We start from the raw sequence: 26,687 nt of genomic DNA, 5'->3' as shown, positions 1-26,687 counted from the left end.
GCAGGACAAAAATTTGTACGTTGCCCGTTCAGCTTGCTTCCACCCCAAAAAAACAAGGCGCGACCCTATTAGAGTCGCGCCTTGCTATTAGCACCAGAATTCGCTTTACTGCTTCATGCCATACTTGGCCCGAAACTTCTGGTTCAGGTAGGTTTGCTTATTGGTCATGTTAAATGCCCGGCCATCAATAAAAGCGTGGGTCACGTTGTTGGTGCGCATGTCCAGCAAATCACCGCTGCTGACTACGAGCGTGGCACTTTTACCGGCTTCGAGGCTGCCGTAGTCCTTGTCGAGACCCATGATGCGGGCGGGGCTCAGGGTTACGGCCGTCAGGGCCTGCTCCTTGGTCAAGCCGTGGCCGGCGGCGGTGCCGGCAATAAAGGCCAGGTTGCGGGAGCCGGCCGTTTCCTGGTCGCCCTCGTAGTCGAGGCAGAACCGCACGCCAGCCTGCTGCAAGAGGCTGGGCAGTTTGTAAGGCAAGTCGTAGTCGTCGCCGGCGCGGCGGGGCAGGGCATGAATCCGGGACAGGATAACGGCCACGTCGTTCTGCTTCAGAAAGTCAAGCATCATCCAGGCGTCGCGGGCCCCGATAACGGTGACTTTCTGCACGCCCAGGCGCTTGGCAAACCGCACACCCTCAATAATTTCCTTGCCGTAGTCGGCATGGATAAACAACGTTTTGGAGCCATCAAACAGGCCACTCAGGGATGAGAGGCGCAGGTTTTCCTTGCGGCCGGCAGGCAGGGCGCGGTAGGCCGAGGCCTCCGAAAGCAGCTGCTCCAGCTCGCGCAGCTGCTGCTGCCGGGCTTTTTCGCGCCGCTCCACGGCCATCTGGTCCTCGGTTGGGTTGAGCTTGATGACCATTGGCGGCCAGTTCAGGTGCAGGCCGTCGTCGGCTTTTACGGCCGCGTCCTGCCAGTTCCAGGCGTCGAGCTGCACGATACTGCTTTGGCCCGAGAGCAGGCCGCCGCGGGGTGTAACCTGGGCCAGTAGCACGCCGTTGGTGCGCACCGTCGGGATGATGTCGGAATCGGTGTTGTAGGCAATCAGGGCCCGCACGTTAGGGTTGAGCATGCCCACTTCCCGCTCGTCGACGGTGGCCCGGATAGCTTCGGTTTCGGTCAGGCCCAAGGTGGTGTTGGGCAGGATCAGGCCGGGGTAGATTTCCTGGCCTTTCACGTCCACGACTTCGTAGGCCGATTTGTCCTGGCTGAAGCCTGACTGGGCCCCGGCGTAGGTGATTCGGCCTTTGTCGAAAGCCACGGCGGCGTCGGGCACCACGGTGCCGTTGCCCACGTGCAGGGTGCCGCCCACGAGCAGCACGGGCTTGCTCTGGGCCGGCGTGGGGGCGGGCACCTGGGCCAGCAGCGGCGTGGCCGTGAGCAGGGTTAGAGAAACAAGTAATGCGGAAAAACGCATGAGGATGCAGTTAGTAAGTTGAAGAAGCAGCGGACCTTTATCTGGCGAAAAAGGCGGCCGGCTTAGTTGTCCAGTTCCTTATCTTCGCCCATCGTGTCGCAGTGGAAATGCTTGTTGGCCTTGGCCGTGGCTCCCTGGGTAGGCGCACCGGCCTTCTTGGCGTCCAGCATTTTCTGCACTATGCGCAGCCGCTCCTTCTCTACTTCCTGGCGCATGCGGGCGTCTGATTCCACGTCGAACATCTGGCGGCCATCCACGAAGGTGCGCTCCGGGTGGGCGTAAATGCTCAGCGGGTGGTCGGTCCAGAGGACCACGTCGGCGTCCTTGCCTTCCTTGATGCTGCCCATGTTTTTGTCGAGGTGGAGCATCTTGGCCGGGTTGATGGTCACCAACTTCAGGGCCTCCTCTTCCGAGAGGCCGCCGTACTTCACCGTTTTGGCGGCTTCCTGATTCAGGCGGCGGCTCATTTCGGCATCGTCCGAGTTGATGGCCACGTTCAGCCCCGCGTCGTGCATGATGGCAGCATTATAGGGAATAGCGTCGCGCACTTCGTTCTTGTAGGCCCACCAGTCGGAGAAAGTACTGGCATTCACGCCGTGGGCCTTCATCTTGTCGGCCACCTTGTAGCCTTCCAGGATGTGAGTCAAAGTATTGACCTTAAAGCCCATGCGGTCGGCCACGTTCAGCAGCATGTTGATTTCACTCTGCACGTAGCTATGGCAGGTAATGAAGCGCTGCTGGTTCAGGATTTCAACCAGGGCTTCTAGCTCCAAGTCGCGGCGCGGGGCCTCCCCTTTCTTCTGCTTGCCCTTGCTGAGCTTGTTCCAGGCCTTTTGCTCCTGCTCATACTCCTTGGCCCGGGTGAAGGCATCCACGAACACTTGCTCCACGCCCATGCGGGTTTGAGGGAAGCGGAGCACGTTCATCTCGCCCCAGTTGCTTTGCTTCACGTTTTCGCCCAGGGCAAACTTGATGAAGCCCGGTGCGCCCTCGATTTTCATCTGCTCGGCGGTCATGCCCCAGCGCATTTTTATTAGAGCCGACTGCCCGCCGATGGGGTTAGCCGAGCCGTGCAGCAGCTGAGCCGCCACGACGCCCCCGGCCAAGTCGCGGTACACGTCCACGTCTTCGGCATCCACCACGTCGCTGATGCGCACCTCGCTGGTCACGGCCTGGGTGCCTTCATTCACGCCCTCACTGATGGCAATGTGGGAGTGCTCATCAATAATACCGGGCGTGAGGTGCTTGCCGGTACCGTCGATGCTGCGGCCGCCTTTGGGCACTGAGAGGTTCTTGCCAATCTTCTGGATTTTGCCGTTTTGGAGCAGCACGTCGGTGTTTTCGAGCTTGCCGGCGGCCTCACTGGTCCACACGGTGGCATTCTTGATCAGCACCGTTTCCTGCTGGGGCACCTGGGCCCGGCCAAAGGCCACGAACGGGAACAGTGCCTGCCCGATCTGCACGGGCTCGGGCGCCTTGGCCGAGTCGCGGCGGGCGGCGCGGGTGGCCTCCTCCTGGCGCTGGGCGCTCCACTTCACGCTCGTGGCGTCAGCCAGCTGTCCGTCGCCCTGAAACAGGCGGGTTTCGGGCGTATAAAAGCCGCTCAGGCGCACGGCCGCGCCCTTGGTTTTGGGCGTCGGGTTATATACTATCGTGGCCAGCTCCCCGTTCACCGCCAAGGTGCCGCGCACGGTATCCTTGGGTGCCATGACGATGCGCATTTCGGGGGCTTCGGGCTTGCCGGCCACCAGCATTTTCAGCTCGGGCTGGCTGCCGATTTTAAGCGTGTACACGCCGCGGTAGTCGCTGGGCACGGTGCTGAGCTGATAGCGCTGGCCCTGCACCCAGTTGTCGAGCAGCACGTTGTCGTCGGCAAACAGGCGGTTGGAGCACACCAGGAAGTTGGCCACCATGCCGGCCTTGAGGCTGCCGACCTGGTTCTGCATCTTCAGCAATTCGGCGGGCGTGGCCGTCAGAGCACGCAGGGCCTGTTCCTCGGTCAGGCCATACTGAATGGCCTTTTTCAGGTTGGGCAAAAACTTCTTCTTGTCCTTGAGGTCGGCGGCCGACAGCGCGAAGGGTACCCCAGCCTTGGCTAGGATTGCGGCGTTGGCCGGGGCCATTTCCCAGTGCTTGAGCTCCTCGAGCGAAATGCGGGAGGCGTCGTACACGTCGTCCACGTTATAAGCGTCGGGGAAGTTGAGGCTCACAATGAGTGGGGCCTTGGTAGCCTGAATATCGGCGAGGCGCTGGTACTCGTCGCCGCGGCCTTTCAAAATGTATTGCACCCCGAATTCGTCCCCCACCTTATCGGCCCGCAGCGCCGACTGCTTGTCGCGCACGTCGAAAATCTGGGGCAGTTGGCGCTGCTGGTTGAAGGCCCGCAAGGACAGGTTTTGCTCCTTGGCCGGGTTGCGCTGGTTCCAGTCGGCGTCGAGGTAGGTCTGGCGCAGCAGGGCAATGCTACCCATCAACGAGCTGGGGTAATCCTGGGTGCTGGTACCCTTGTCGAAGGAAAAAGCGGCGGCGGCGCGGTCGGCCAGCACCACTTCCTGCTCCTTGCGGGCCGTGTTGAGCGTGACCAGGGCCGCCGTGCCGCGGGCAATGCCGTCGGCCTGCTGGGTGAGCACCGCCCCGAAGCCGAGGCGGCGGTAGGCGTCGGCCTGATCCTCGTTGACCTTGAAGAGCTCGGCGGCGCTGGTTTCGGGGTGAATAGCCTGGTTCCAGTCGTAGGCGCCGGTTTTCTGGCTTTCAAACTGGGGCCCGCTCCGGCGACCTTGCCGCTCGGGGGCCTTCACCTCGGGCAGCCCGTAGCTGGCGTACAGATCCACGAAGCCGGGGTAGATATAGCGGCCTTTCAGGTCGGTAACCACCGCGCCGGCCGGGATTTTCACTCCTGTACCCACGGCCTCTACCCGCCCGTCCCGGATAAGGAGGGTAGCGTCGGTGAGGCGGGTTTTGTAATCGGTGAAAATGGTGGCGTGGGTGAAGGCGTAGAGCCCGGGCCGCTGGTCGTACACGCCGTTGCGCGGGTACGTGCTAGGCTGGGCCTGGGCGGCCACTGCCGTACTGAGCAGCAAACCACCCGCCAAGCCTAGCTGGCGTAGAAATAGTGACATGGAAAAACGGTGGAAGGTGACGAAGAAAGCATCGGAGTGGAAAGGTAGCGGCGGCTTCGCACTTTTCGGCCGTTTTTCCAGAAAAATCCGCAACGAAAACGAGGTTCCACGTTTAACTTTTCCAAGCCCGGCACAGTAACTAGTACTATTCCCCGCTCTCAAACTTTTCCCACCATGCGCAAAGGCACCCAAGTAAGCTGGAAATATGGCACCGGCACGGCCACCGGCAAGATCGAAGAAACCCACAAGGAATCCGTCACCCGTAAGCTGCAAGGAGCTGAAATTACCCGCAACGGCACCCCCGATAACCCCGCTTTCCTCATCGTGCAGGAAAACGGTGACCGGGTGCTTAAGCTGCAAAGTGAGGTAAAGGCCGCGGTGCCCAAAGCCAAAAAGTAGCGCTAGTTCTGCTACCCACTTTCTCCGCAGAGGTGTAGCCGACGTTGTGGCATCACATAGTTATGTTTTGCAATACTGTTTGCTAATCAGCAACTTCATAGCCCCGCCCTGGATTTGCTGCCATGAAAAACGTCCTTCTGCTGAGGCTACGGCCCGGCGCTAGCCACCACGAAGCCCAACGCCCGCGAGGGGCATTCGTCCTGAAGTCGTGTGCGCGAGCAGCCTGGTGGCTGGGGCTGCTTTTGCCGACTACTACGCCGGGTTGGGCCCAGGTACAAACTACGCCGGTGCTAGTTACTACGGCTTCGCTACCGGCCCCGGTGCCCGACACCCTCACCTACGCCAATGGCTCGCTACGCTTGAAAGGCCTGCTATGGCGGCCACCGGGTCCGGGACCGTTTCCAGCCATTGTGTTGAATCACGGCAGCGAGCTGACGGGCAACGGTCCGGCGGGCACAGTACCGGTGCTGCTGGCTCATGGCTACGCCGTGTTTTTGCCGTGTCGGCGGGGTCAGTATCTGTCGCAGGGTCAGGGTCGGTATATCAGCACGCTGCTTGACAGCGCCGAAAAGGCGGGCCCCGCCGACGAGTATAGCCGCCTGTTGATTCGCCTGCACGAAACTGAGCAGCTGTCCGACCAGCTGGCGGGCCTGGCTGCCCTGAAAAAGCAACCCGGCATCGACCCAAAACGCTTGGCGGTAATGGGGGTCTCCTTCGGCGGTATTCAGGCAGTATTGGCCGCTACGCAAGCCGTAGGCCTGCGGGCCGCCGTCGATTTTGCGGGTGGTGCCATGGTGTGGGACCGGTCACCACTGATTGCGGCCTGGCTCAAGCAGAAAGTGGCCCAGGCCCGGGTGCCCATTTTCCTGGCGCAAGCGGCCAACGACTTCAGCACCGGCCCTACCCGGGAGCTGGCGGCGGAGCTGCAGCGCCTGGGCAAGCCTTATGAGGAAAAAATCTACCCCGCCGTGGGCACTACCCACATGGATGGGCACCGCTTTGTCCGCAGCCCGGACGTGTGGAGTACCGACGTGTTTGCTTTTCTGGACCGATACCTGCAGCCCGCCAAGAAAGCCCGTCGTGCGCGGAAGGCTTGAGTATACTGAAGTAATTGCGGTTCAGGCTTGGGGCCGTTACACAAAAAAAGCCCCACCAGCAGCTAGCTGGCGGGGCTTTTTACTCGTAAGAAGCGGCGACTTAGCGGTTGTGCACGTCGGGCTCGATGAAGGCTTGCTCCTCCAGCTCGGTAGGCACCACCACGATGCCCTGCTGCAGCTTGGAGTTTTTCTTGCCGTAGAGAAAGTACACCACGAAGCCAATCAGCATCCAGACAATGGCCAGCTTCAGTGTGTTGGCGTCCAGGGCGGCAATCATCAGCAGGCAAATGGCCGCGCCCAGAATGGGCACCAACGGGAAGCTCGGCGACGACAAAGGCGAGCGGAACGGCCGGGGCTGGGCCGGGTCCGACTTACGCATCAGCCACACCCCAATTGACACGAGCACAAAGGCCAGCAGGGTACCGAAGGAGGTCAAGTCACCGGCCAGGGAGCCGGGTACGAAGGCGGCAAAGGCCCCCACGAATACCAGCAGGACCAGGTTCGACTTATAAGGCGTGTGAAACTTGGGGTGCAGCTCGGCAAAAGCTTTCGGCATCAGCCCGTCGTTGGCCATAGAGAAAAACACCCGGCTCTGGCCCATGAGCATGACCAGGATTACGGACGAGAAACCGGCCAGAATAGCAATGGTTACGGCCGTGCTCAGCCACTCGAAGCCGGGCATGTGTTCCTTAATAGCATAAGCTACCGAAGCTTCACCGCCCTTAGCCGGGTCGGCAAACTCGCGCCAGTTGGCAACGCCCGTCAGCACGTGGCCAAACAGGATGTAGAGCACCGTGCAGACCGCCAACGAACCCAGAATACCGATGGGCATGTCGCGCTTGGGGTTTTTGGCTTCCTGGGCCGCGGTGCTCACCGCATCGAAGCCAATGAAGGCGAAGAACACAATGGCTGCTCCGCCCAGGATACCGCCCCAGCCGTGCTTGTTCCAGGCCGAGTACTCGCGCACTACTTCCCCGGCCGCGTTTTTCACGGGCTCGGCGTTTTCCGGAATCAGGTAGGGCGTGTGGTTGGCCGGATCAACGAACTGCCAGCCTACAGCAATGAAAATCAACACAATAGCCACTTTCACCACCACAATAACGGCGTTGAAAGTAGCCGATTCCTGGGTACCTTTAATCAGCAACAAGCTCAGGGCCACCACAATCAGCAGGGCCGGCAGGTTGATGACGCCGCCTTCAAAGGGCGAGTGACACAGATTGAACGGTATCTGCACGTTAAAGACCTGCAAGAGCTTATTCAGGTATTCGCTCCAGGCAATGGACACGGTGGCTGCGCCCAGGGCGTATTCCATAATCAGGGCCCAGCCAATAACCCAGGCCACGAATTCGCCCATGGTGGTGTAGGCGTAGGTGTAGGCCGAGCCGGCAATGGGAATCATGGCCGCAAACTCGGCGTAGCACAGCCCGGCAAACGCGCAGCCGATGGCGGCCACGATGAAGGCTAGCGTCACGCCCGGCCCGGCGGCTTGGGCCGCCGCGGCGGCCGTGCGCACAAACAGGCCGGCGCCGATGATGGCCCCCACGCCCAGGGCCACCAGATTGGCCGCCCCCAGGGTGCGTTTTAGCCCCCCTTCACTGGAGGAGTTGGCTTCCCCGAGCAGGATGGCCAATGGTTTTTTGGCGAAAATATTTGCCATACAATAGAAAAGAGAGAAGAAAGAAAGGTGAGAGGTATGGAATTTTCAAATCCGGTATCAGGAGCCCGAATATAGGCGATAATCAGCATTCCCCGCCTAAAGAGCCAAGTACGACCGGGTAGTTGCACGGTAGCGGCCCCCGTCATGGGCAAGAACCCGCTTCCAGGGCCGCGCGGTAGTTGCGAGCCACCTTATTTCTTGTCGGTCAAGCCCCACCGGCTATTTCGAGGTTGCGAATGGGTTGCTTTCCCGGCTCATGCAGAAGGAGGCAGCCCTAGGTATGGCCAAAAAGCACCTCATAATAGCCAATTTTGCCCAAAACCCGCTTTACCAACTATTCCTCAGCAATTTATCATTGCACCCAGCACCACCTACCGTAGCACGGTCCCTGCCTTTATCCCGAATTTTCAGGGCCAAACTCATCTGGTATTTATTGCGTGCGTATAACCGGCTCCTCAGGAAGTAGTGCTTTTTACTTTTGGTATGACAATTGAAAGGCGCCGGATATCTCCTGAATTTTCTTTCCATTCTACAAATAGACCATGAAATCTACCACCATACTTCCCCAGCTCCTCGTAGCGTTTGCGCTCCAGGCTCCCGCATTTGCAGCTCCCGTCTCCCCTTCCGTTGCCTTCACAGTGCAGCAAGGCAGCACTTCCACGCAAGCGGCGGCGATTCTAAACCGTTTTGAGCAAGGCATTCCCGGCGGGCTAACCACCAGCCAGCGCGACCAAATCCGCCAAGCGGCCGAGTCGTATGCCCGTGACCGGGGCACTTCGCAAGCGAATGCCCAAAAGCAATTTGAAGGTGTTTTGCAGACCGTCCTCAATCCGAGCGTCTATAACGACGTGTACTTGGCCAATCGGGATTACTTCCTCTCGGGCCGGGGCCAGCGGCCCCAATCGGGGGGCAGCCGCACCGGCAATCAGGAAGCGTCGGCCATTCTGACCCGCTTTGAGCGGGGCATACCCGGCGACCTGACCACTACCCAGCGGGACCAAATCCGCCAAGCGGCTGAAACCTACGCCCGCGACCGGGTTACCTCGCAAGCCAATGCCCAGCAGCAGTTCGAAGGCACCTTGCAGACCATTCTCAATCCGAGCGTCTACAACGATGTGTATCTGGCTAACCGCGACTATTTCCTCTCGGGCCGGGGCCAACTCAGCCGCACCCCACGTGGCGGTAACAATGCCGGAACCGGCCGGGGCGCCAACCAGTCGACCTCCACGCAGGCAGCAGCGATTCTAAACCGTTTTGAGCAAGGCATTCCCGGTGGACTGACCACCAGCCAGCGCGACCAAATTCGTCAGGCAGCGGAGACGTATGCCCGCGACCGGGGCACTTCGCAGGCCAATGCTCAGCAGCAATTTGAGGGCACCCTGCAGGCTGTTCTGAACCCCAGCGTCTACAATGATGTGTACGTAGCCAACCGCAACTACTTCCTTTCCGGGCAGGGCCAGCGGCCCCAGGCAGGTACCCGCACCAGTTCCCAGGACGCTTCAGCTATCCTGACCCGCTTCGAGCGGGGAATTCCCGGCGGGCTAACTACCAGCCAGCGGGACCAAATTCGCCAAGCGGCCGAAACGTATGCTCGTGACCGGGGCACTTCGCAAGCGAATGCTCAAAAACAGTTCGAAGGCACCTTGCAGACCATTCTGAACCCGAGCGTCTATAACGACGTGTATCTGGCCCGCCGGGCCTACTTCCTGTCCGGGCAGGGTGGCGCACCAAACCGCCGCTAAAGTAGCTTCAAGCCGCTAAAGCGGTTATCTGTTATGCAAAAGCCCTTTACCAGTAGCGTGGTAAAGGGCTTTTTGTATGATGGCTGAATATGCCGGGCGGGTGGTGAGGCGTCAGAACTGGCCGGGCCATATCGGGGGTATGCACTTTTACTGAGCCGTCACCAACAGTTTTTCGGTGTAGCGCTGGCCTTGCCGCGTCGTCAGCAGAATCTGGTAGACACCAGCCGCCCGGTCCGATAAGTCAAGCTGCTGCTGCCCTTTTTGCAACTGCTGCGTCTGCTGCACCCGCCCGGCCAGGTCGTACACGGTGAGCTGCTCACCACCCACGGCCGGGGCAGCCAGCTGCACCACGCCCGTGGTCGGATTAGGGTACAGGCTCAGGGCTAGCACTTTCTGTGCGGAAACGGACTTCAACACCGCGGGGCCCTTGTAGCGCATAATCATGTACTGGTTATAGGTACTGCGGCCGGGTGAATAATCAAACTCAGTAGCCAACCACAGTTTCCCATCCTCGCTGGCCGCTAGCTGCGAATAGCGAAGATTCTCGTCGGCAATAATTGATTGCCAGGTTGAACCTTCGTCCCGGGAAATAGACAGATTAGCTCCTACCAGACGATAATTACTATCAATGGAATAAGAGCCCCAGCTGACATACACGCCCGCGGAGCCCGGAATGGCGGTTAGGACCCTGCTGCGTACCGGGCCCTGGGTTACCACCGGCGTCCAGGAAGTGCCCCCGTCGCTGGTCCGCAACAGTCGCTCGGTCCCAGGGACGGGGTCGTAGCCGCTGCCGGCAACATTACCGAATGCCAGGCCGTGGAGTCCATCCCGAAAGCTCAGTCCAGTCAGGCTAATGCCGCTGGGCGTGCTCGACCAGGTCAGGCCCGCATCAGTGGTCCGCAGGATTGAATTCCCCGAAGTACTTAGCCACAAGGAATTGCCCAACAGGGTATAGGTGCTTAGAAGGGCCTCATTGCTGCCGGCAGAGCCACCCAATACGGCCTGGGGCGTATTCGCCACCATCGTCCAGGTACTACCGCCGTCGGTGGTGCGGTAGATTTGCCAGCTGCTACCGGGTGCGGTGGCCACGAAGGCCACGCCGGTCGTGGGCGTGAAGAAGTAGACCCGGTCGAAAGCCGCGGGCAAGGCGGCCGCCACCACGCTGAAATTAGCGGGTCCGGCCGTCGTGCGGAGCAGCGTACGAGTGCCCGAAACGGCGTCTCGGGTAATCAACCACGCCCGCTGGTCATTCAAGGCAAACAGGTTACCGGCGAAAGTACCGCTGGCTGGAGTTGTGAATGTCCCCCCCGCTACTTGCTGCTGCTCCCAGGTCTGTCCATTATCCGTAGTACGCATAACTGTGGAGCTATAGAAACCGCGTACGGGCGCCTTGGTAAACATGCCCCAGACCACGTTGGGCTGCGGCGACTTGAAGTCAGTCACATTACCGGCGGGAATGTCGGTAAAGTAATTGGGGGCGCTGGGCACTGCCTCCCACGGGGATTGGGCCCGGGCGCTAAGCCAGCAGGTGCCGCTAAGCAGCAGAATAAGTAGTCGTTTGAATCTCATGGGCGTAGCAAATAATTCGGTGGTTCCAAAGTACTGCTTTTCAGAATCGGACTAATATTAATTCTACGCTATTCAGAGCTACTTCAACCGCACTTTCCCGCCGCCGTTTGTTATATTTGACCTATTCGCCTGCTTTTCGAGGCCGGGCGACTCACCAACCGTACACCCCATGAGTCCGCTTCCCAGTAGTACCGCGTCGGTACAGATTCAGCAATTCTACGATAAGGGTCTGGCCCACGCCAGCTACGCCATCCGCTGCGGCCGCCAGGTCGCCATCATCGATCCAGCCCGGGACCCGCAGCAGTATTACGATTTCGCCGATGAGCACGAGGCCGCCATTGTGGCCGTTATTGAGACTCACCCGCACGCTGATTTTGTGTCGTCGCACCTGGAAATAGCACAGGAAACCGACGCTGTTATTTACTGCAGCAAGCTGGTAAAGGCCAGCTACCCCCACCGCCCCTTCGACGACGGCGACCGGATAACGTTGGGCAGCGTGGAGCTGCACGCCATCAACACCCCGGGCCACTCCCCCGACAGCATCTCGATTTTGCTTATTGACGATATGGCCCAGACCCGGGCCGTATTTACCGGCGACACGCTCTTCGTGGGCGACGTGGGCCGGCCTGATCTGCGGGAAAACGAGCTGGTGGGTGGCCACAAGCGCGAGGAGCTGGCCGCCCAGATGTACCACAGTACCCGCAACAAGCTCATGACCCTGCCCGCCTCCACGCGGGTGTACCCAGCCCACGGTCCGGGCAGCCTCTGCGGCAAAACCACCAGCACCGATCTGGACAGCACCATCGGTAAGGAGCTTAAAACCAACTACGCCCTGCAGCCCATGAGCGAGCAGGAGTTTGTAAAAGTGCTGCTCGAAGATCAACCCTTCGTGCCCAAGTACTTTGGCCACGACGTGCAGCTCAACAAGCAGGGCGCCCTGCCCTTCGAAGACAGCATTCGGGCCGTGCCCCGCCTGCAGCCCAATGCGGCCCTGGAAAACGGGGTGGTTATTATCGACACCCGCCCCCAGGCCGAGTTTAAGCAGGGCCACGTACCAGGGGCCATCAACCTGCAGGACGGCGGCAAGTTTGAAACCTGGCTGGGCTCGGTAGTGGGTCCCAACGAGCCGTTCTACCTCATTGCCGACTCGCAGATTGCCCTGGACACCGCGATTCGCAAGGCCGCCAAAATCGGCTACGAGGCCAACATCAAAGGCGCGCTGCTCACGCCCTCGGTGCTGCCTGCTACCAGCCCGGTGGCCGATGTGACGCACGTGCGGGAGCATCCCGAAGACTTTACCATCGTTGATATCCGCAACTACACCGAGGCCAAACAACCCGTTTTTGCCGACGCCCTGGTGATTCCGCTGCCCGAGCTGCGGGAGCGGGCCCACGAAGTGCCCACCACCAAGCCCATCTTGGTGCACTGCGCCGGCGGCTACCGCTCGGCCGCGGGCAGCAGCATCCTCGAAGCCGCCTTGCCCGGCGCCGAAATTTATGACCTGAGCGACGCTATTACGGACTTCCAGAAGCAGGCGGTCCACTAGTTAGTATCCTGGCAGCGAAGCCAGAGAAAAAACGCGGAGGTTCGCGGAGGTCGTGCTCTGCGGGCCTCCGCGTTTTTTTCCTCTGTGCCCCGCTGCGGGAACCGATACGGGAGCTAGTATCTTTGAACTCTATGCGCGTACTACACACCGCCGACTGGCACCTGGGCCAACGCTTCATCAGCGGCCACGAACGCACCGACGAGCACCGCTACTTTCTGGAGTGGCTGGTGGAGGTGGTGCGCGAGCAGCAGGTGGAAGTACTGGTCATTGCCGGCGACGTTTTTGATACCGGCTCACCCTCCAACCAGGCCCTGGAGCTTTACTACTCGTTTTTGCTGAACATGCGCGGCACCGGCTGCCGCGACATTGTGGTGGTGGGCGGCAACCATGACTCCCCGGCCACGCTCAACGCCCCGGCCCGCCTGCTGCGCCACCTGCGCGTGCACGTAGTAGGCTGCGTGCCCGACTGCTTCGACGACCAGGTGCTGGTGCTCGATGATGCCCAGGGCAAGCCCGGCCTGGTGGTGTGCGCCGTGCCCTTCCTGCGCGACCGGGACGTGCGCCTGTCGGTGCCGGGCGAGTCGGCGGAGGAGCGCGAGGCCCGTATTAAGCAGGGCATTGCCGACCACTACGCCCGCGTGGCCGAAGTGGAGCGGGTGTGGCAGCTCAAGGATCTGGGGCTGCCAGTGCTGGCCACCGGCCACCTCTACGCCGCCGGGGCCGCCCCTTCCGACTCCGAGCGGACCATTCACGTGGGCAATCTGGGCCAGGTCACAGCCGACCATTTCCCGACCATCTTCGACTACGTAGCCCTGGGCCACTTGCACCGGCCCCAGCGCGTGGGCGGCCGGGAGCATATCCGCTACAGCGGCTCCCCGATTCCGCTGTCCTTCTCGGAAATTGACCATCCCAAGGAAATTCTGCTGCTCGATTTTGCCGAGGGCAAGCTGCAAAACCTGGAGGCCATGCTGGTGCCGGGCACGCGGCGGCTGGCCCGCTTCCACGGCGACCTGGCCGAAGTAATTACCGCCCTGACCACCTACGACAACGCCGGCTTCCGGCTGCCAGCCTGGGTGGATGTGGAAGTACGCTCGGAGCTAACTCAGCTGGAAGTGGCCGAGCAGCTGCTCAAAACCATCGAGCAGCTCGACCGCAAGCACATTGAGGTCTTGTCGCGCCGCCACTTCCGGCTGGTCACGCTGCGGGCCCTGGGCGAGGAGGCCGACGAAGCCCCGCTCACCCCCAGCCTGCACGACTTTACCGAGCGGGAAGTGTTTGAGCGCCGCCTCGCCGACGAGCCCGAAGCCGGCCAAGCCGAACTATTGGCCACCTTCGACGAGTTGCTGGAGTGGATGCACCAGGAGCAGCGCTAAAAAGCTTCTGTCTCCACCTTATCTTTACTTACCCGAATTAGCCGTTGCGCATCACTGGCAACGCTGTTTCCTCATGGCCTGAGGCTTACCCGAATGAAGATTCTCCGCGTCCGTTTTTACAACCTGAACTCCCTGCGCGGGCAGCACGAAGTCGACTTTGCGGCCTCGCCCCTGTCGGATGCGGGCTTGTTTGCCATTACCGGCCCCACCGGCGCGGGCAAAACTACCATTCTGGACGCCATTACCCTGGCCCTCTACGGCCAGGTGCCCCGCCACGACGGCAGCGGCCCCGAGCAAGTCATGAGCCACGGCACGGGGGAAAGCTGGGCCGAAGTGGAGTTTCAGGTGAACGAGAAGCGCTACCGGGCCAAGTGGGGCCAGTACCGCTCCCGCAAGAAGGCCGACGGCAAGCTCCAGCCGCCGACGATGGAGCTGAGCGAGTACCAAGAACCCAAAAATACCGACGAGGAAGCCCAGTGGCCGTTTCTGGAGACGTATAAGTCGAAAGTGCCGGGGCGGGTGGCCGAGCTCAGCGGCCTGGAGTACCGGCAGTTTCTGCGCTCAGTGCTGCTGGCTCAGGGCGAGTTTACCAAGTTCCTGAAGTCGAGCCCCGGGGAGCGGGCCCAGCTGCTGGAAAAGATTACCGACACCCGCAAGTACTCCGATATTTCACGGGCCGCCTTCGACAAGGCCAAGCAGGAAGCCCAGCAGGTCGACGTATTACGCGCTGGCCTGGCCGGCGTGACTTTGCTCAGCGCCGAGGAAGTAGCCGAGCTGGAAACGGAAGTCGCCGGCTTTAAAGCCCAGCTGACCACCGCCACGGCCGAGCAGCAGCGCCTCACGGAAGCTCAACTATGGCTGCGGCGCCTGGCCGAACTTACCGCCCGCCAGCAGCACGGCCAGCAACGGCTCCTGTCCTTGGCTCAGGAAGCCGAGGCATTGTCGCCGATTCGGCAGCGGGTGAGCCGGCACGAGCAGGCCCTGCCCTTCCGCACGCCCTGGGCCCTGCTCCAGCAGGCCGATACCCTGATTCAGCGCCTGCAGCGCGAGGCCGAGCAGCTCAAAATCGAGCTTCCCCGCCTGCAGGAGCAGTTCGACCAAGCCCACCACGCCCGGCAGCAAGCCCAGCGCCGCCGCGACGAGGCCACCGAAACCCAGCAGCAGCAGGAACCCAAGCTGCGCGAAGCCGAGCGGCTCGACACCGTAGTGCAGCTCGAAGAAGCGGCTTTGCTTAAGGCCAAGCTGGAGTACGACCAGAACAACGAGCAGTGCAAGCAGCTCAAGGCCAGCGCCGAGCAGGCCGCGGGCCGCCTGCGTGAGCTGCAGGCCCAACTCAAGGAAATTGGGAAGTGGCTGGCAGTGAATGCCAACGTGAGTGAGCTGGCCGAGCTGCTGCCCGAGCTGTCGGCCAACATCCAGGACTGGGAGCACCTCAACGCCGAGCTGGGCCAATTGCGCCAACGCCTGCACGAGCTACGCCAGCGCCAGCAGCAGGCCACGGCCGCCGCAGCCCAGCACGAGCAGGCCGCCGCCCAGGCCCAGCAGCAGCTCACCGGCCTCACCCAGCAGCAGCAGCAGGCCACCGCCGACCGGAACCAATGGCTGCGCCGCCTGCGCCACCAGGTAGCGGCCCTGCAGAAAGATCAGGAAGCCCAGCAGCAGCACCACGACGATTTACGCCGCAGCCTGCAGATGCAGCAGCTGGTGTTGTCGCACGAGGGCACCCGGGAACTGCTGGTGGCCGGGGAGCCGTGCCCGGTGTGCGGGGCCACGGAGCACCCGTATCTGGCCGGCGTGCTGGGTATCAGCTCCGACTCGGTGCAGCGCGACGCCCAGCGCGAGGAAGAGCTGGGCCAGCGCGTACGGGCCCTGGGCACCCGCTTCAACCGCCTGAATACTTACGTGACGATGCTGGAACAGACCCAAGGCGACGCCGCGCTAGGGTTGGATGGGCCTATTCAGCTGTTGCCCGAAAGTGAGGAAAGCACCGTCGGGGAACAGGTGCGCGGCTTGGTCAAGCAGCTGCAGGAGCTGGAGCGGCAGCGGAGCAGCATCGAGCTGCAGCTGGCCCAGGCCGGCAGTCAGCACGCCCACGCCGCCCAGCAGCAGCAGGCCTACGCCCAGGACGCCGACAAGCTCAGCCAGCAGCTGCGCGACGCCGAGGAGCGGGTGCCCACCGTGCGCGGCGTCATTGCCAGCCTGCTGCTCAACTTCGGTCTCGAATTCACCGACCTCAACGGTCGGGCCCTGATGAAGCTAGCCAGTGACCGGGCCGCCGAATTCAGCCAGAAACAGCAGGAACAGCACCGCGCCCAACAGGAATTGGCTGGCATCAGCGCCACGTTTGAGAAAACCGAGGAGGAAAAAGAGCGGCTGCAAGGCTGGCTGCGCACCCGCAAGCAGGAATTGCTGGACCAGCACGCCGCCATTCAGCAGCGGAAGCAGCAGCGCCACGAGCTGTTTGCCGGCACCAACGTGGCGGCCGCCCTGCGCAGCCTGGCCGCCGCCGTGGAGGATGCTACCAAACAAGTAGAACAGACGGCGGAAACGCAGAAAAACCGCGAAACAGCCTTGCAGGTAGCCACCGAAAGTCTGCGCAAGAGCGAGCAGGAAGCCCAGCGCCAGCGCCAGGAGCACGAGCAGCAGCACGCCGCCCTGGTAGCCGATTTGCAAACCGCCGGCCTGGCCCCCGACCCCGCCGCCCTGACCACCCTGCTGCTGCCCGATACGGAAGTACGCCGCCTGGCCGACCAGCTCCAGACCCACGAGCAGGCCGTGGCCACCACCCAGCAAAACCTAACCGAAGCGGCCCAGCAGTTTCAGCAGGAGCAGCAGCGCAACCTAACCGCCGAGCCCGCCGAAACCGTTGGGGAACAGCTGCAAAGCCTGAATGAGCAGCTGGCCCAGCTCAACCAGCAGCTCGGGCAGCGGCAGCAGCGCCTGCTCGACCACCACCGCGGCCTGGAGCGCCACGCGGCCCTGGCTCAGCAGCTCGAAAAGCAGCAGCAGGAAGCCCGGCGCTGGCGGCAGCTGGCCGAGCTTATTGGCTCGGCCGATGGCAAGAAGTTCAGCGAGTTTGCCCAGGGCCTGACCCTGGCCCGCCTCGTGGACCTAGCCAACCGCCACCTGCACCGCCTCACCGACCGGTACCGCATCACCCGCAACCCCGCCGAGCACCTTGATTTGCTGATTGTGGACGAATACCAGGCCGGCAACAGCCGCTCGATGAACTCCTTGTCGGGTGGGGAAAGCTTCCTGGTGAGTTTGGCCCTGGCCCTGGGCTTGTCGGAACTGGCGGGCCGCAAAACCCAGATTGACACGCTCTTTATCGACGAAGGCTTCGGCACGCTCGACCCCGACACGCTGGAAGTGGCCCTGTCGGCCCTGGAAACTCTGCAGGGCACGGGCAAAACCATCGGCATTATTTCCCACGTCGAGGCCCTGAAGGAGCGCGTCAGCACCCAAATCAACGTCCGCAAGGGGGCCGGCGGCGTCAGTTCGTTGCGGGTGGTGGGCTTCGGCGTCGAAACCGAATAACCAACCTACCCGACGCTACCGGGTTGGCTGGCGGCCCTTATTTCGGCCCAGGTCCAGTAGCGCCGGGGCTGAAGAGCGGCGTAGCCCCGGCGAAAAAATTGCACCACGGCCTGCTCCAGCTCGTTTTCAGGAATAGAGGAGGCGAAAATAGGCCGCTGGTCGGGGTCGGCGTAGCGCTCCTCTTTCCGGAGGGTGTGGCCGGCCAGGCGCAGCAACGGTCCGGTGTCGGTAATCCCGTCGAAGGTCCAGCGCTGCGGGGCAGCTTCCCGGGCGTTGAGCTCGGCGGCCAGCCCGTTCAGCGGCAGACGCGGCAGCGTCGGCCGCGACTCCAGGTCAACCCAGGTCGTGTACTTGTACTCCAGCTCGTAGCGCTGCCCGTCGTAGATGCTCAGCACGATGTCGGCGCCCGTCGTGGGGCCAAACAAGGCGTAATACGGCAGCGGCTCTGGGGTGCGCACCACCACCAGCCCGATTTCGGGGTAGCGGGTAAGCCGCGTGGCCGAACTGCGCATAACTGTCATAGCCCGCTGTACCCGCTCATACTCCGGTTCCCAGGCCGCCCGCCCGCGCTCCGGGTTTTGCAGCAAGTCGGCGAAGCGGGGCAGAAACCACTCGAACTTTTCCACGCAGGCCTCATCCTCGCGGCGGCGCAGCCGGGGCGCCCCGAAAGGCGGATAAAACCGTCCTTTTTCCTCGGCATTTAGCCAGCACACCAGCTGCAGGGCGTGGTCGGCCAGGGCGGCGGGGCCGTCCGCTTCCCGGAAGTCGCCGAGACGGGCCGTGAGCCGCAGCAAGGCTTCGTGCCGCAGGGCCAGCGCGGGGTGCAGCAAGCTCCAGACCCCGACAAAGCCATCCACGTCGAAATGATTGGCCGTGACGGCCGGGGCCTGCAAGCCGGGAGTACCGGGCTGGTGCAGGGCCCGTAGCACCGAGCCGGCGCTGGTATCGTCGCGCAGGGCCGCCGGCGTGGGCGCCCCGCGCCAGTGAGCCAGCACCAAGGCCGCCCCATTGGCCGTGCTATCGACTACAATTGTGGGTTGCTGCCGCAGCCGGGCAAAGGGTACAAACTGGTAAGACATCCGATAAATTTTCAAAAAAGCGCCCCAATACGCTAACTGGGCCGCCAAAGCTAGGCGCTTCCCGCCGAACAACTACGCCCGGCGCCGGCGGTTGGCAATGTGCTCAACCCGGCTGCGACGAATCCAGTGCAGGTACTTCTGCAGTTCGGGCGCCTGCTGCAGGGCTTCCACGGTTGAGTAGCGGCGGGCCAGCTCCCGGTTGCTGAGCAGCAAGTGCACGGTACTGTGGCAGGGCTGGCACAAGGCCACGGTGGGACCGTGGCGGCCGCCTTCCTCCCGGGGTACCAAATGGTGGCGCGACACGACCCGCACTTCCCGCTCGCAGAGCTCACAGCGTCGCTCCGAATGCGCTACCGAATTGGCGGCCGGCGGCCAATGACTGAGTTTATTTCGCCGGCGCGGCATAAGCAAAAGAGAAGCAATAGGTTGCACCGAAAATATCTGGCATGCTTTTTATAAACCGTCTGCGACGAGAAATAAAAAAATATGTTGCATCAGCATTCATTTTAATTATATATTTGGTTGCGGGGATGGAGTTCATACCGTCCAAACGCGCATTCAAGCTGCTTTATGAAGTTCTAAATCGGTCGGTTTACTACCCGCTTTATTCGCAATAACCCTTCTTGGCTGCTTTTAATCCTGTACCTCCTAACCTTTTTTTACTCACACCATGCGTGACTTTACTCTCAACTCTTCCCTTCGCCTTTCACATCTGCTGCGGGCAGCCGGCCTGGTGGTAGCCTTGTTGGTACTGACTCCAACAACCTCCCGGGCCCAGACCTGGCTGGTATCAACGGACGCCTACATTAAGATGGGCGTTATGGACAAATTCGGCCAGCTTGGCACCTACACCGCGCGTTTCGTGGTGACCAACCAAGCCAACGGCAAGGAGTTTATCTTGGTTAAGCAGGTAGAAAAGGGGCAGAACGGCATCGACGTGATGTTCCCCTCCGAGCCTTCCGACCCGGATTACTTCAAGACCGAAGCCGGGGAAGCTGCCAAAGGCACGCCCGGCCGCTATACCTGGGAATGCCAGGTAGGTGGTAAAAAAGTAGTGGGTGGCCGCTTCACCTTCCCCGAAGTTGGCAACGACATTACGGTAGTCGACCGGCGCTAAATCGTTTTTAGTACCCTTGCTAGCAAAAAAGCCCGCCGTTGCCGTTGGTAACGACGGGCTTTTTTGTGGCGTTTCCGGCTCCCCGGCCGCGGCGCTACGTATAGCCAACCCGGCCGGGCCTACCGCCGGACGGTTTTTGTCGTGCTCTAACCTTTTCAGCCATGCCTAAGAAATCCTTCAGCGAGCTTATCAATAGTCCCGGCATGCCGGTGCTCGTCGACTTTTACGCCGACTGGTGCGGGCCCTGCAAAACCATGGCCCCGATTTTGGAGCAGGTAGCCGCTCAGCACCAGGGCAAGCTTAAAGTCATCAAAATTGACGTGGACAAAAACCCGGCCGTGGCCCAGCAGTTCCGGGTACAGGGCATTCCCACCCTGATTCTGTTCCACAAGGGCCAGCCCGTGTGGCGGCAGTCGGGGGTGGTGCCGGCCCCGCAGCTGAGCCAAACGGTGCAGTCGTACCTGTAGCCGCCACGCAACCTTTCGGTTGGGTCGGGCCTCTATTACAGAGTGTTCAGCTGTCCGGAAACTAGCGTAGCCTCCGGAAAGCGCCCTGCGGCGCTTTCTTTTTGTCGGGTTTGGGCAACGGCCGCAAACTATCCGCCGCTCCCGGGCGTTTGGCGGGTCAGGCTGACTATCTTTGCGTTAGCTACTTTTAGTTGCCCCCAATGCGTTTAGTGAGTTCGATTCTACGATTTAGCCTGTTTTTATTTGTCCTTGTAGTGCCCGGCCGCTTGCGGGCCCAGCAGCGCTTTACCCTGAGTGGCTATATCCGCTCCGGGGCCGACCGCAGCGTACTGCCCGGCGCCTCGGTAGCGGTGCCCGCGCTGGGTACCGGGGCCACCGCCGACGCCGAGGGCTTTTATTCCCTGACCTTGCCCGAGGGCCGCTACCAGCTCAGCATTTCCTTTATCGGCTACCAAACCCAAACCCGGGAGCTGAACCTGACCAAGTCTCAGCGCATTTCCTTCAGCTTGCCCGAGGCCAGCAACGAGCTGGGTGAAGTCGTGATTGAGGGTACTGGCACGCTGGAGCAGAAGCTGCAAACCACCCAGATGAGCGTGGAGCACCTCAATGCCCGCGACGCCAAGCTGCTGCCGGCGTTGTTCGGGGAAGTCGATTTGCTTAAAACCCTACAGCTCAAGCCCGGCGTGCAAAACGGCGGCGAGGGCACCAGCGGCCTGTTTGTGCGCGGCGGCTCAGCCGACCAGAACCTGTTTCTGCTCGACGACGCGGTGGTCTACAACCCCAGCCATTTGTTTGGCCTGTTTTCGGTATTCAACGCTGACGCCATTCAGAGCGTGGACCTTTACAAAGGCGGTTTTCCGGCCCAGTACGGCGGCCGGCTCTCCTCGGTGGTCGATGTCAAGACCCGGGACGGCAACCCCCGGAAGCTGGGCGTGAGCGGGGGACTGGGCCTGATTTCGTCGCGCCTGACCCTGGACGGGCCCATCGTGAAGGAAAAAGGCTCCTTCTCGCTGTCGGGCCGCCGCACGTATTTCGACGTCTTTACCCGCCAGATCAACAAGCTCAACAAGGATACGGAGGACTACAACCCCATTCCCGACTACTACTTCTACGACTTCAACGCCAAGGCCAACTACAAGCTGGGTCAGAAAGACCAGGTGTTTTTGACCGGCTACTACGGCCGGGACGTGTTCGGCTTCAACAGTACCGGGGGGTTCAACTTCGACTTTACCTGGGGCAACGCCGTGGGCGCCCTGCGCTGGAACCACGTGTTTTCGCCCAAGCTGTTTCTGAACACCACCGCGTCGGTTACGCGCTACCAGTACCAGATTGCCAACCGCCTCGACCAGTTCGGCTTCAGCCTGTCGTCGGAAATTCTGGACTACGCCCTGCGCTCCGACCTCGACTACCTGGCCTCCGACAAGCATACGCTCAAGCTGGGCGTGAGTGCCACCACGCACCGCTTCAACGTGGGCCGGCTCTCGGCCAGCAGCACCGACGGCAGCCTCAACATCGGCTCCGAAATCGTCTACCGCGGCCAGGAAGCCTCTCTTTACGCTTCCGACAATTTCAAGGCCAGTGATAAGCTTCAGCTCGACTACGGCTTGCGCCTGACCGGCTTCCGCAGCGGCTCCAACCAGTACGCGGCCCTGGAGCCCCGCGGGGCCGTGCGCTACTCGCTCACGCCCAAAACCTCCCTCAAGGCCAGCTACGCCATGATGTACCAGTACGTGCACCTGGTCACCAACTCGGGCGCCTCGCTGCCGACTGACATCTGGTATCCGTCGCGCTTGAACGTGAAGCCTCAACGCTCCCAGCAGGTGGCCACCGGCATCAGCTTTTTGCTGGGCGAGGGCAAATACCTGCTCACCGACGAGGTATACTACAAGTGGGCCCAAAACCAGGTGGATTTCCGCGACGGAGCCCAGCTGTTTGCCAACGAGGATTTGGATGCCGAATTCCTGTTCGGCAAGGGCTGGAGCTACGGCAATGAGCTGTACCTGGAGAAGAAATCGGGGCGCACCACGGGCTGGATTGGCTACTCCCTGGCCTGGACGCAGCGGCAGTTTCCGCCCCAGCGCGGCGGCAGTGGCGTCAACAACGGCAAGGTGTTTTACCCCACCTACGACCGGCGCCACAACCTGACGGTGGTGGGTTTGCACCAGCTCAACGAGCGAATCAACCTGACGGCTTCCTTCGTGTTTACTTCCGGGGCGCCCACTACCCTGCCCCAGGGCCGCTTTCTGCTCCAGGACATCTTCGGCGACAACCCCATGGCCGTGCCGATTTACCCGGACCGCAACACCTACCGCATGGCCCCCTACAACCGCCTCGACCTGGGCATGGTGTACAAGCTGCGGCCCAAGCACGGGGAGTCGGATCTGACGTTTTCGGTGTATAACGCCTACAACCGCCGCAACCCCTACTTTGTGTACTTCGAGCAGGTGCGCAACAAGGAAACCGGGGACGTGACCAACTACCGGGCCCGGCAGGTGTCGTTGTTTCCGGTTATTCCCTCGGTCACCTACAATTTCAAGTTTTAGGCTCTTTTCGCTGGCCCACCGCTGTTAGTCCCGTATGAATACCTTCTTTTTCCACCTTCACCGGTTTCTGCGCCCGTTTCGGCTTCAGCCCCTGGCTTTCAGTGCCCTGCTGGCGGTGGCGGCCGGCTGCAATCTGCAGAAGGACATCGACGTGGAGCTGCCCGCGTTTCCGCCCCAATTGGTGGTGGAGTGCTACCTGGAGCCCGGGCAGGTGCCGCGTATGACGGTCAGTGAAACGGTACCCTACCTGAGCAGCCCCACGCCGACCCTGCTCACCGACGTATCGGTGGTGCTTACGCTGCCCTCGGGCCAGAAAGAAGCCTTCCGCTTCGCCCCGGGTCTGGATACGCTCACCAAAAAGCTCTACACCCACCAGGGCAGCAAACCGCTGGTGGCCAAGCCCGGCGACACGTTCACCCTCGACGTGCAGGACACCCACGGCCGCCACGTCACGGGCCGAGCCACCATGCCGGCCCGGGTGACCATTGACTCGCTGATCTGGAAATTCAACGACAAGCCTACCGAGGAGCGGCGGGCCTATTTGCTGGTCAAGTTTCAGGACCCGGCCGCCACGGCCGACTTCTACCGCCTGCAGATTCACCAGGACAGCATTTCGGACAGCCCCAACCGTGACCTGGAAGTGGATGACCGCCTCACCAACGGGCAGCTCATGACGCTGGGTACCAGCTACCGGTACTCGACCAACGATACGCTGCTGGTCACGCTCTACCACCTCGACCAGCCCTACTTCCGGTTTTTGCAGTCGGTCGACGATGCCCAGAATGCCAACGGCAACCCCTTCGCCCAGCCCGCCGCCGTCAAGTCGACGGTAGAAGGTGGCGTGGGCGTGTTCACCATCCTGAGCTACCACCGCCGCCGGATTATTATCCGGTAGGTAGTTGTTGGTTGTTGGTTGTTGGTTGTTGGTTGTTAGTTGTTAGGAATCAGGACAACTAACAACTAACAACTAACAACTAACAACCAACAACCAACAACTAACCCTGCTGCTCGAGTACGGTGCGGAGCAGGGCGGTGAGGCGGGGCTCGGCCTCGGCGGCCACGCGCAGGATGTCGGCTATTTCGACGCGCTTGAGCTTACCCGGGGAGCAGAGGTCGGTGATGACGGAAATGGCCAGCACGGGCAGGCCCAGGTGCACGGCGGCAATAACCTCGGGCACGGTGCTCATGCCCACCGCGTCGGCCCCGATGGTGCGCAGGTAGCGGTATTCGGCGGGCGTTTCGAGCATGGGGCCGGGCAGGCTGGCGTAGACCCCGCGCCGCACCTTATCGGCGAAGCCCAACTGCTGGGCCGCTTCCTGGGCCTGGCTCAGCAGGGCGTGGCTGTAGGGCTCCAGCATGTCGGGGAAGCGCGGGCCCAGCTCGTCGAGGTTTTTGCCCACCAGCGGGTTGGTCGGCTGCAGGTTGATGTGGTCCTCAATGAGCATCAGGTCCCCGTAGTTATAGTCGGGATGCAGGCCGCCCGAGGCGTTGCTCACAAACAGCTTCTGGATACCCAGCAGCTTCATGACCCGCACCGGAAACACCACCTGGGGCATCGTGTAGCCTTCGTAGTAGTGAAAGCGGCCTTGCATGACCAGCACCCGGCGCCCGGCCAGCGTGCCGGCCAGCAAATTGCCCGAATGGCTTTCCACCGTCGACACCGGAAAGTGCGGAATCTGGGCATAGGGCAGCGTAAAGGCAATATCAATATCGTGGACCAGGGCGCCGAGGCCGGTGCCGAGAATGATGCCGAATTCGGGCTGAAAGTCGCCAATGAGTTGGCGGATGTGGGCGGCAGCTTCGCGGAGGTCTTGCATAGAGGAGTTGGTTGGGACGGCAAGGTAGTGCTTGCCGGGCAACTACCCCGAGCGGGACAGAGTACCCAGGGGGTTCAAACAATTTTGGCCAAACAATTTAAATTGTTTGGCCAAAATTGTTTGAACCCAAGAGTCCCGAGCGGCTCGGCTATTGAATGTTCAGCTCAAACGGCATGCGGGCCTGCACGCCGCTCATGGTCGAGAGCTTCTGGTACTGCTCGTAGACGGGGTACAGCGGGCCCATTTCCTCCTTAATCAGGTGCTGGCGCACTTCGGTGCTGGTCGTATTGAACACGCTTTCGAGCATGTTTCTCTGGCGGGGCAGGCGCTGCAGCTCGTAGTCGTCCTCCTTCAGATTGGCACGGCGGGCGGCAATGCGCACGGCGTCCTCAAACGAACCGAGCACGTCGACCAGGCCGCGGGCTTTGGCTTCGGTACCCGACCATACCCGACCCGAGGCCAAGCGGCGCAGGCGCTCCACGGGCATGTGGCGGCCGGCAGCAGCCTTGGTGGTGAAGTCGGCGTAGATGCGGTCCACTTCCTGCTGGAGCTGCTGCTTCTCGAAGGCGGTGAGCGGGCGGGTGATGGTGGGCAAATCGGAGAACTTGCCGGTCGTGACCCGGTCGGTGGTGATGCCGAGCTTGTCGCGCAGCAGGGGCTGAATGTTGGGCAATACCCCGAACACGCCGATGCTGCCGGTAATCGTGTTGGGGTGGGCCACGATGGTGTCGCAGGCCATGGCAATGAAGTAGCCGCCCGAAGCCGCCACATCGGACATGGAGCACACGATGGGCTTCACTTTCTTGGTCAGCACCACTTCGCGGTAGATGATGTCGGAGGCCAGCGACGAGCCCCCGGGCGAGTTTACGCGCAGCACCACGGCCTTCACGTTATCGTCGAGGCGGGCCTTGCGGATAGCTTCGGCGAAACGGGTGCTGCCGATGTTGTCGTTGCCGCCCTTGCCGGTCACGATGTCGCCGTCGGCGTAGATAACGGCAATGCGGTTGCCGCTGCTTTTGTCGTCGTCATCGTCCTTGTCGTCGGCGTCGGCATAGTCGCTGAGGTTGATCAGGCTCAGCTTTTTCTTTTCGTCGATTCCCACCTTGCCCTTCATAAAATCGAGGGCCTGGTCGTAGTAGCCCAGGTTGGTGACCAGGCCGAGGCGCTTGGCGTCGTCGGCATTGTGGACCAGCATCGAGTCGGAAATCAGCTTGAGGCGGGCCGGCGCGATGCCGCGGGCCTTGGCCACGTTTTGCAGCATGTAGTCGTTGATGGAGTTCAAAAACGACGAGGTCTGCAGGCGGGCCGAGTCCGACATGGAGTCGCGGAAGTAGGGCTCCACGGCGCTCTTGAACGAGCCGACGCGGAAGATGTAGGGCTCGATGCCCGCCTTGTCGAACAGGTTTTTGTAGTAGTAGGTCTCCGAGCTCAGGCCGTTGAATTCGAGCGTGCCCTGGGGGTTGAGGTAGAGCTTATCAGCCACCGAGGTCAGGTAGTAGCTTTTCTCGGAGGCAATGTCGTTGTAGGCCACGATGAACTTGCCCGACTTCTTGAAGTCCAGCAGCTCGTTGCGGATTTCCTCCAGCGAAGCCATGCCGGCCTGCACGAGCTCCACGTTCAGGAAAATACCCTTGATGTCGTCGTCCTTTTTGGCCCGGCGAATGGCCAGCTTGAGCTGTTCCAGCCCGATGTTGTCGGCCTGGGAGCTAAAGAGGGACCCAAACGACTCCCGGCTTTCGCGCTCGGCCACGGGGCGGTCCAGCTTGAGTTCCAGCACCGAGTCTTTGGCCACCGTCACGGAGCTGTCGCCGCTCACGGCCGACACCAGCAGGCCCAGCCCGATAATGAGGGCCACCAGCCCAAACAGCACCAGCCCGGTGAGCGTGGCCAGCACGTATTTCAGAAATTGTCTCATGGAAAAAGGAAAGGAATAGCGGGTTGGATAGGTAAGCAAATGTAGAAGCCTTTCGGCACTCCTGCATAGAGGCGAAAAAGCGGGCAAGCGTTGCTTCTATTGGTACTGACGATCAGGAAGACGAAATGCTTTGAATGTGCTGGTTACAACGGTCATGTCGACCATTCTGCTTGAAGCGCAGAGAGGAGACATCTCGCGGGCAATGGTAACCGTCATGCCTGATATACATTAACAACGTCAGCACGCGAGATGTCTCGCGCTGCTCAGCATGACGTTCTTTTCTATTGCCTC

Annotated in this window: 18 protein-coding genes; 10 read left to right on the top strand and 8 right to left on the bottom strand. The window is 61.4% G+C overall.

Annotated elements, in window-relative coordinates; genetic code table 11:
* Window positions 1-105 precede the first annotated feature (105 nt).
* Together CLV45_RS03470 and CLV45_RS03465 are read right to left on the bottom strand one after the other, a co-directional pair.
* Window positions 106-1,419, bottom strand: coding sequence for an amidohydrolase family protein (locus CLV45_RS03470; RefSeq protein ID WP_100334998.1), 1,314 nt, complete (start codon window positions 1,417-1,419; stop codon window positions 106-108).
* A gap of 62 nt (window positions 1,420-1,481) precedes the next feature.
* Window positions 1,482-4,538, bottom strand: coding sequence for an amidohydrolase family protein (locus tag CLV45_RS03465; protein ID WP_100334997.1), 3,057 nt, complete (start codon window positions 4,536-4,538; stop codon window positions 1,482-1,484).
* A gap of 174 nt (window positions 4,539-4,712) precedes the next feature.
* Between CLV45_RS03465 and CLV45_RS03460 the strand changes: the two genes are divergently transcribed.
* Both CLV45_RS03460 and CLV45_RS03455 read left to right on the top strand, forming a co-directional pair.
* Complete coding sequence (locus tag CLV45_RS03460; RefSeq protein ID WP_100334996.1) at window positions 4,713-4,937, top strand: hypervirulence associated TUDOR domain-containing protein; 225 nt, start codon at window positions 4,713-4,715, stop codon at window positions 4,935-4,937.
* Between the two features lie 122 nt (window positions 4,938-5,059).
* Window positions 5,060-6,034, top strand: coding sequence for a dienelactone hydrolase family protein (locus CLV45_RS03455; RefSeq protein WP_100334995.1), 975 nt, complete (start codon window positions 5,060-5,062; stop codon window positions 6,032-6,034).
* A gap of 100 nt (window positions 6,035-6,134) precedes the next feature.
* Here CLV45_RS03455 and CLV45_RS03450 read toward each other — a convergent pair whose 3' ends face one another.
* Entirely contained in the window at window positions 6,135-7,691 is a 1,557-nt protein-coding gene (locus tag CLV45_RS03450) for an amino acid permease (RefSeq protein WP_100334994.1), read from the bottom strand.
* Between the two features lie 542 nt (window positions 7,692-8,233).
* Between CLV45_RS03450 and CLV45_RS03445 the strand changes: the two genes are divergently transcribed.
* A complete protein-coding gene (locus tag CLV45_RS03445) occupies window positions 8,234-9,433 on the top strand; it encodes a hypothetical protein (RefSeq protein WP_157807260.1) in 1,200 nt (399 codons plus the stop codon).
* Between the two features lie 147 nt (window positions 9,434-9,580).
* Here CLV45_RS03445 and CLV45_RS03440 read toward each other — a convergent pair whose 3' ends face one another.
* On the bottom strand, window positions 9,581-11,002 hold the full coding sequence (locus CLV45_RS03440; RefSeq protein ID WP_100334992.1) for a T9SS type A sorting domain-containing protein: 1,422 nt from the start codon (window positions 11,000-11,002) through the stop codon (window positions 9,581-9,583).
* 169 nt (window positions 11,003-11,171) lie between these two features.
* On the opposite strand from CLV45_RS03440, the gene CLV45_RS03435 reads away from it, so the two are divergent.
* From CLV45_RS03435 to CLV45_RS03425, 3 genes are all read left to right on the top strand, one after another.
* Window positions 11,172-12,548: an MBL fold metallo-hydrolase gene (locus tag CLV45_RS03435; RefSeq protein ID WP_100334991.1), complete on the top strand. Its 1,377-nt coding sequence runs from the start codon at window positions 11,172-11,174 to the stop codon at window positions 12,546-12,548.
* Window positions 12,549-12,679: 131 nt separating this feature from the next.
* Entirely contained in the window at window positions 12,680-13,921 is a 1,242-nt protein-coding gene (sbcD, locus tag CLV45_RS03430; RefSeq protein WP_100334990.1) for an exonuclease subunit SbcD, read from the top strand.
* Between the two features lie 93 nt (window positions 13,922-14,014).
* Window positions 14,015-17,458 carry an AAA family ATPase gene (locus CLV45_RS03425; RefSeq protein ID WP_100334989.1) on the top strand — a complete coding sequence of 1,148 codons (3,444 nt, stop codon included), beginning with the start codon at window positions 14,015-14,017 and terminating at the stop codon, window positions 17,456-17,458.
* Window positions 17,459-17,463: 5 nt separating this feature from the next.
* On the opposite strand, the gene CLV45_RS03420 is transcribed toward CLV45_RS03425, so the two are convergent.
* Together CLV45_RS03420 and CLV45_RS03415 are read right to left on the bottom strand one after the other, a co-directional pair.
* Window positions 17,464-18,537 carry a DUF6687 family protein gene (locus CLV45_RS03420; RefSeq protein WP_100334988.1) on the bottom strand — a complete coding sequence of 358 codons (1,074 nt, stop codon included), beginning with the start codon at window positions 18,535-18,537 and terminating at the stop codon, window positions 17,464-17,466.
* Between the two features lie 72 nt (window positions 18,538-18,609).
* Complete coding sequence (locus tag CLV45_RS03415) at window positions 18,610-18,942, bottom strand: HNH endonuclease (protein WP_245882593.1); 333 nt, start codon at window positions 18,940-18,942, stop codon at window positions 18,610-18,612.
* Window positions 18,943-19,207: 265 nt separating this feature from the next.
* Between CLV45_RS03415 and CLV45_RS03410 the strand changes: the two genes are divergently transcribed.
* From CLV45_RS03410 to CLV45_RS03395, 4 genes are all read left to right on the top strand, one after another.
* Window positions 19,208-19,654 carry a hypothetical protein gene (locus CLV45_RS03410; RefSeq protein ID WP_100334986.1) on the top strand — a complete coding sequence of 149 codons (447 nt, stop codon included), beginning with the start codon at window positions 19,208-19,210 and terminating at the stop codon, window positions 19,652-19,654.
* A gap of 161 nt (window positions 19,655-19,815) precedes the next feature.
* Window positions 19,816-20,121, top strand: a complete 306-nt coding sequence (trxA, locus tag CLV45_RS03405; RefSeq protein WP_100334985.1) for a thioredoxin — start codon at window positions 19,816-19,818, stop codon at window positions 20,119-20,121.
* Window positions 20,122-20,375: 254 nt separating this feature from the next.
* Window positions 20,376-22,664 carry a TonB-dependent receptor gene (locus tag CLV45_RS03400; protein WP_245882591.1) on the top strand — a complete coding sequence of 763 codons (2,289 nt, stop codon included), beginning with the start codon at window positions 20,376-20,378 and terminating at the stop codon, window positions 22,662-22,664.
* 34 nt (window positions 22,665-22,698) lie between these two features.
* Window positions 22,699-23,559 (top strand): DUF4249 domain-containing protein, encoded by an 861-nt coding sequence (locus CLV45_RS03395; RefSeq protein WP_100334983.1) that lies wholly within the window; start codon window positions 22,699-22,701, stop codon window positions 23,557-23,559.
* A 100-nt stretch (window positions 23,560-23,659) separates the two neighbouring features.
* On the opposite strand, the gene CLV45_RS03390 is transcribed toward CLV45_RS03395, so the two are convergent.
* Together CLV45_RS03390 and sppA are read right to left on the bottom strand one after the other, a co-directional pair.
* A complete protein-coding gene (locus CLV45_RS03390) occupies window positions 23,660-24,481 on the bottom strand; it encodes a purine-nucleoside phosphorylase (RefSeq protein ID WP_100334982.1) in 822 nt (273 codons plus the stop codon).
* A 148-nt stretch (window positions 24,482-24,629) separates the two neighbouring features.
* Window positions 24,630-26,396: a signal peptide peptidase SppA gene (gene sppA, locus CLV45_RS03385; protein ID WP_100334981.1), complete on the bottom strand. Its 1,767-nt coding sequence runs from the start codon at window positions 26,394-26,396 to the stop codon at window positions 24,630-24,632.
* Window positions 26,397-26,687 lie beyond the last annotated feature (291 nt).

It is taken from the genome of Hymenobacter chitinivorans DSM 11115 (assembly GCF_002797555.1).
GTDB classification, from domain to species: domain Bacteria; phylum Bacteroidota; class Bacteroidia; order Cytophagales; family Hymenobacteraceae; genus Hymenobacter; species Hymenobacter chitinivorans.
The sequence above is the reverse complement of the archived record's forward strand: the minus strand, read 5'-3'. Positions and strand labels throughout refer to the sequence as shown.

Bases quoted from the DNA above. Each gene is read 5' to 3' on its own strand.
- CLV45_RS03395 (WP_100334983.1), top strand. From the start codon at position 22,699: ATGAATACCTTCTTTTTCCACCTTCACCGGTTTCTGCGCCCGTTTCGG.
- CLV45_RS03415 (WP_245882593.1), bottom strand. From the start codon at position 18,942: ATGCCGCGCCGGCGAAATAAACTCAGTCATTGGCCGCCGGCCGCCAAT.
- CLV45_RS03410 (WP_100334986.1), top strand. From the start codon at position 19,208: ATGCGTGACTTTACTCTCAACTCTTCCCTTCGCCTTTCACATCTGCTG.
- CLV45_RS03460 (WP_100334996.1), top strand. From the start codon at position 4,713: ATGCGCAAAGGCACCCAAGTAAGCTGGAAATATGGCACCGGCACGGCC.
- CLV45_RS03450 (WP_100334994.1), bottom strand. From the start codon at position 7,691: ATGGCAAATATTTTCGCCAAAAAACCATTGGCCATCCTGCTCGGGGAA.
- sppA (WP_100334981.1), bottom strand. From the start codon at position 26,396: ATGAGACAATTTCTGAAATACGTGCTGGCCACGCTCACCGGGCTGGTG.
- CLV45_RS03390 (WP_100334982.1), bottom strand. From the start codon at position 24,481: ATGCAAGACCTCCGCGAAGCTGCCGCCCACATCCGCCAACTCATTGGC.
- CLV45_RS03455 (WP_100334995.1), top strand. From the start codon at position 5,060: ATGAAAAACGTCCTTCTGCTGAGGCTACGGCCCGGCGCTAGCCACCAC.
- CLV45_RS03470 (WP_100334998.1), bottom strand. From the start codon at position 1,419: ATGCGTTTTTCCGCATTACTTGTTTCTCTAACCCTGCTCACGGCCACG.
- CLV45_RS03445 (WP_157807260.1), top strand. From the start codon at position 8,234: ATGAAATCTACCACCATACTTCCCCAGCTCCTCGTAGCGTTTGCGCTC.
- CLV45_RS03420 (WP_100334988.1), bottom strand. From the start codon at position 18,537: ATGTCTTACCAGTTTGTACCCTTTGCCCGGCTGCGGCAGCAACCCACA.
- CLV45_RS03425 (WP_100334989.1), top strand. From the start codon at position 14,015: ATGAAGATTCTCCGCGTCCGTTTTTACAACCTGAACTCCCTGCGCGGG.
- CLV45_RS03435 (WP_100334991.1), top strand. From the start codon at position 11,172: ATGAGTCCGCTTCCCAGTAGTACCGCGTCGGTACAGATTCAGCAATTC.
- sbcD (WP_100334990.1), top strand. From the start codon at position 12,680: ATGCGCGTACTACACACCGCCGACTGGCACCTGGGCCAACGCTTCATC.
- trxA (WP_100334985.1), top strand. From the start codon at position 19,816: ATGCCTAAGAAATCCTTCAGCGAGCTTATCAATAGTCCCGGCATGCCG.
- CLV45_RS03465 (WP_100334997.1), bottom strand. From the start codon at position 4,538: ATGTCACTATTTCTACGCCAGCTAGGCTTGGCGGGTGGTTTGCTGCTC.
- CLV45_RS03440 (WP_100334992.1), bottom strand. From the start codon at position 11,002: ATGAGATTCAAACGACTACTTATTCTGCTGCTTAGCGGCACCTGCTGG.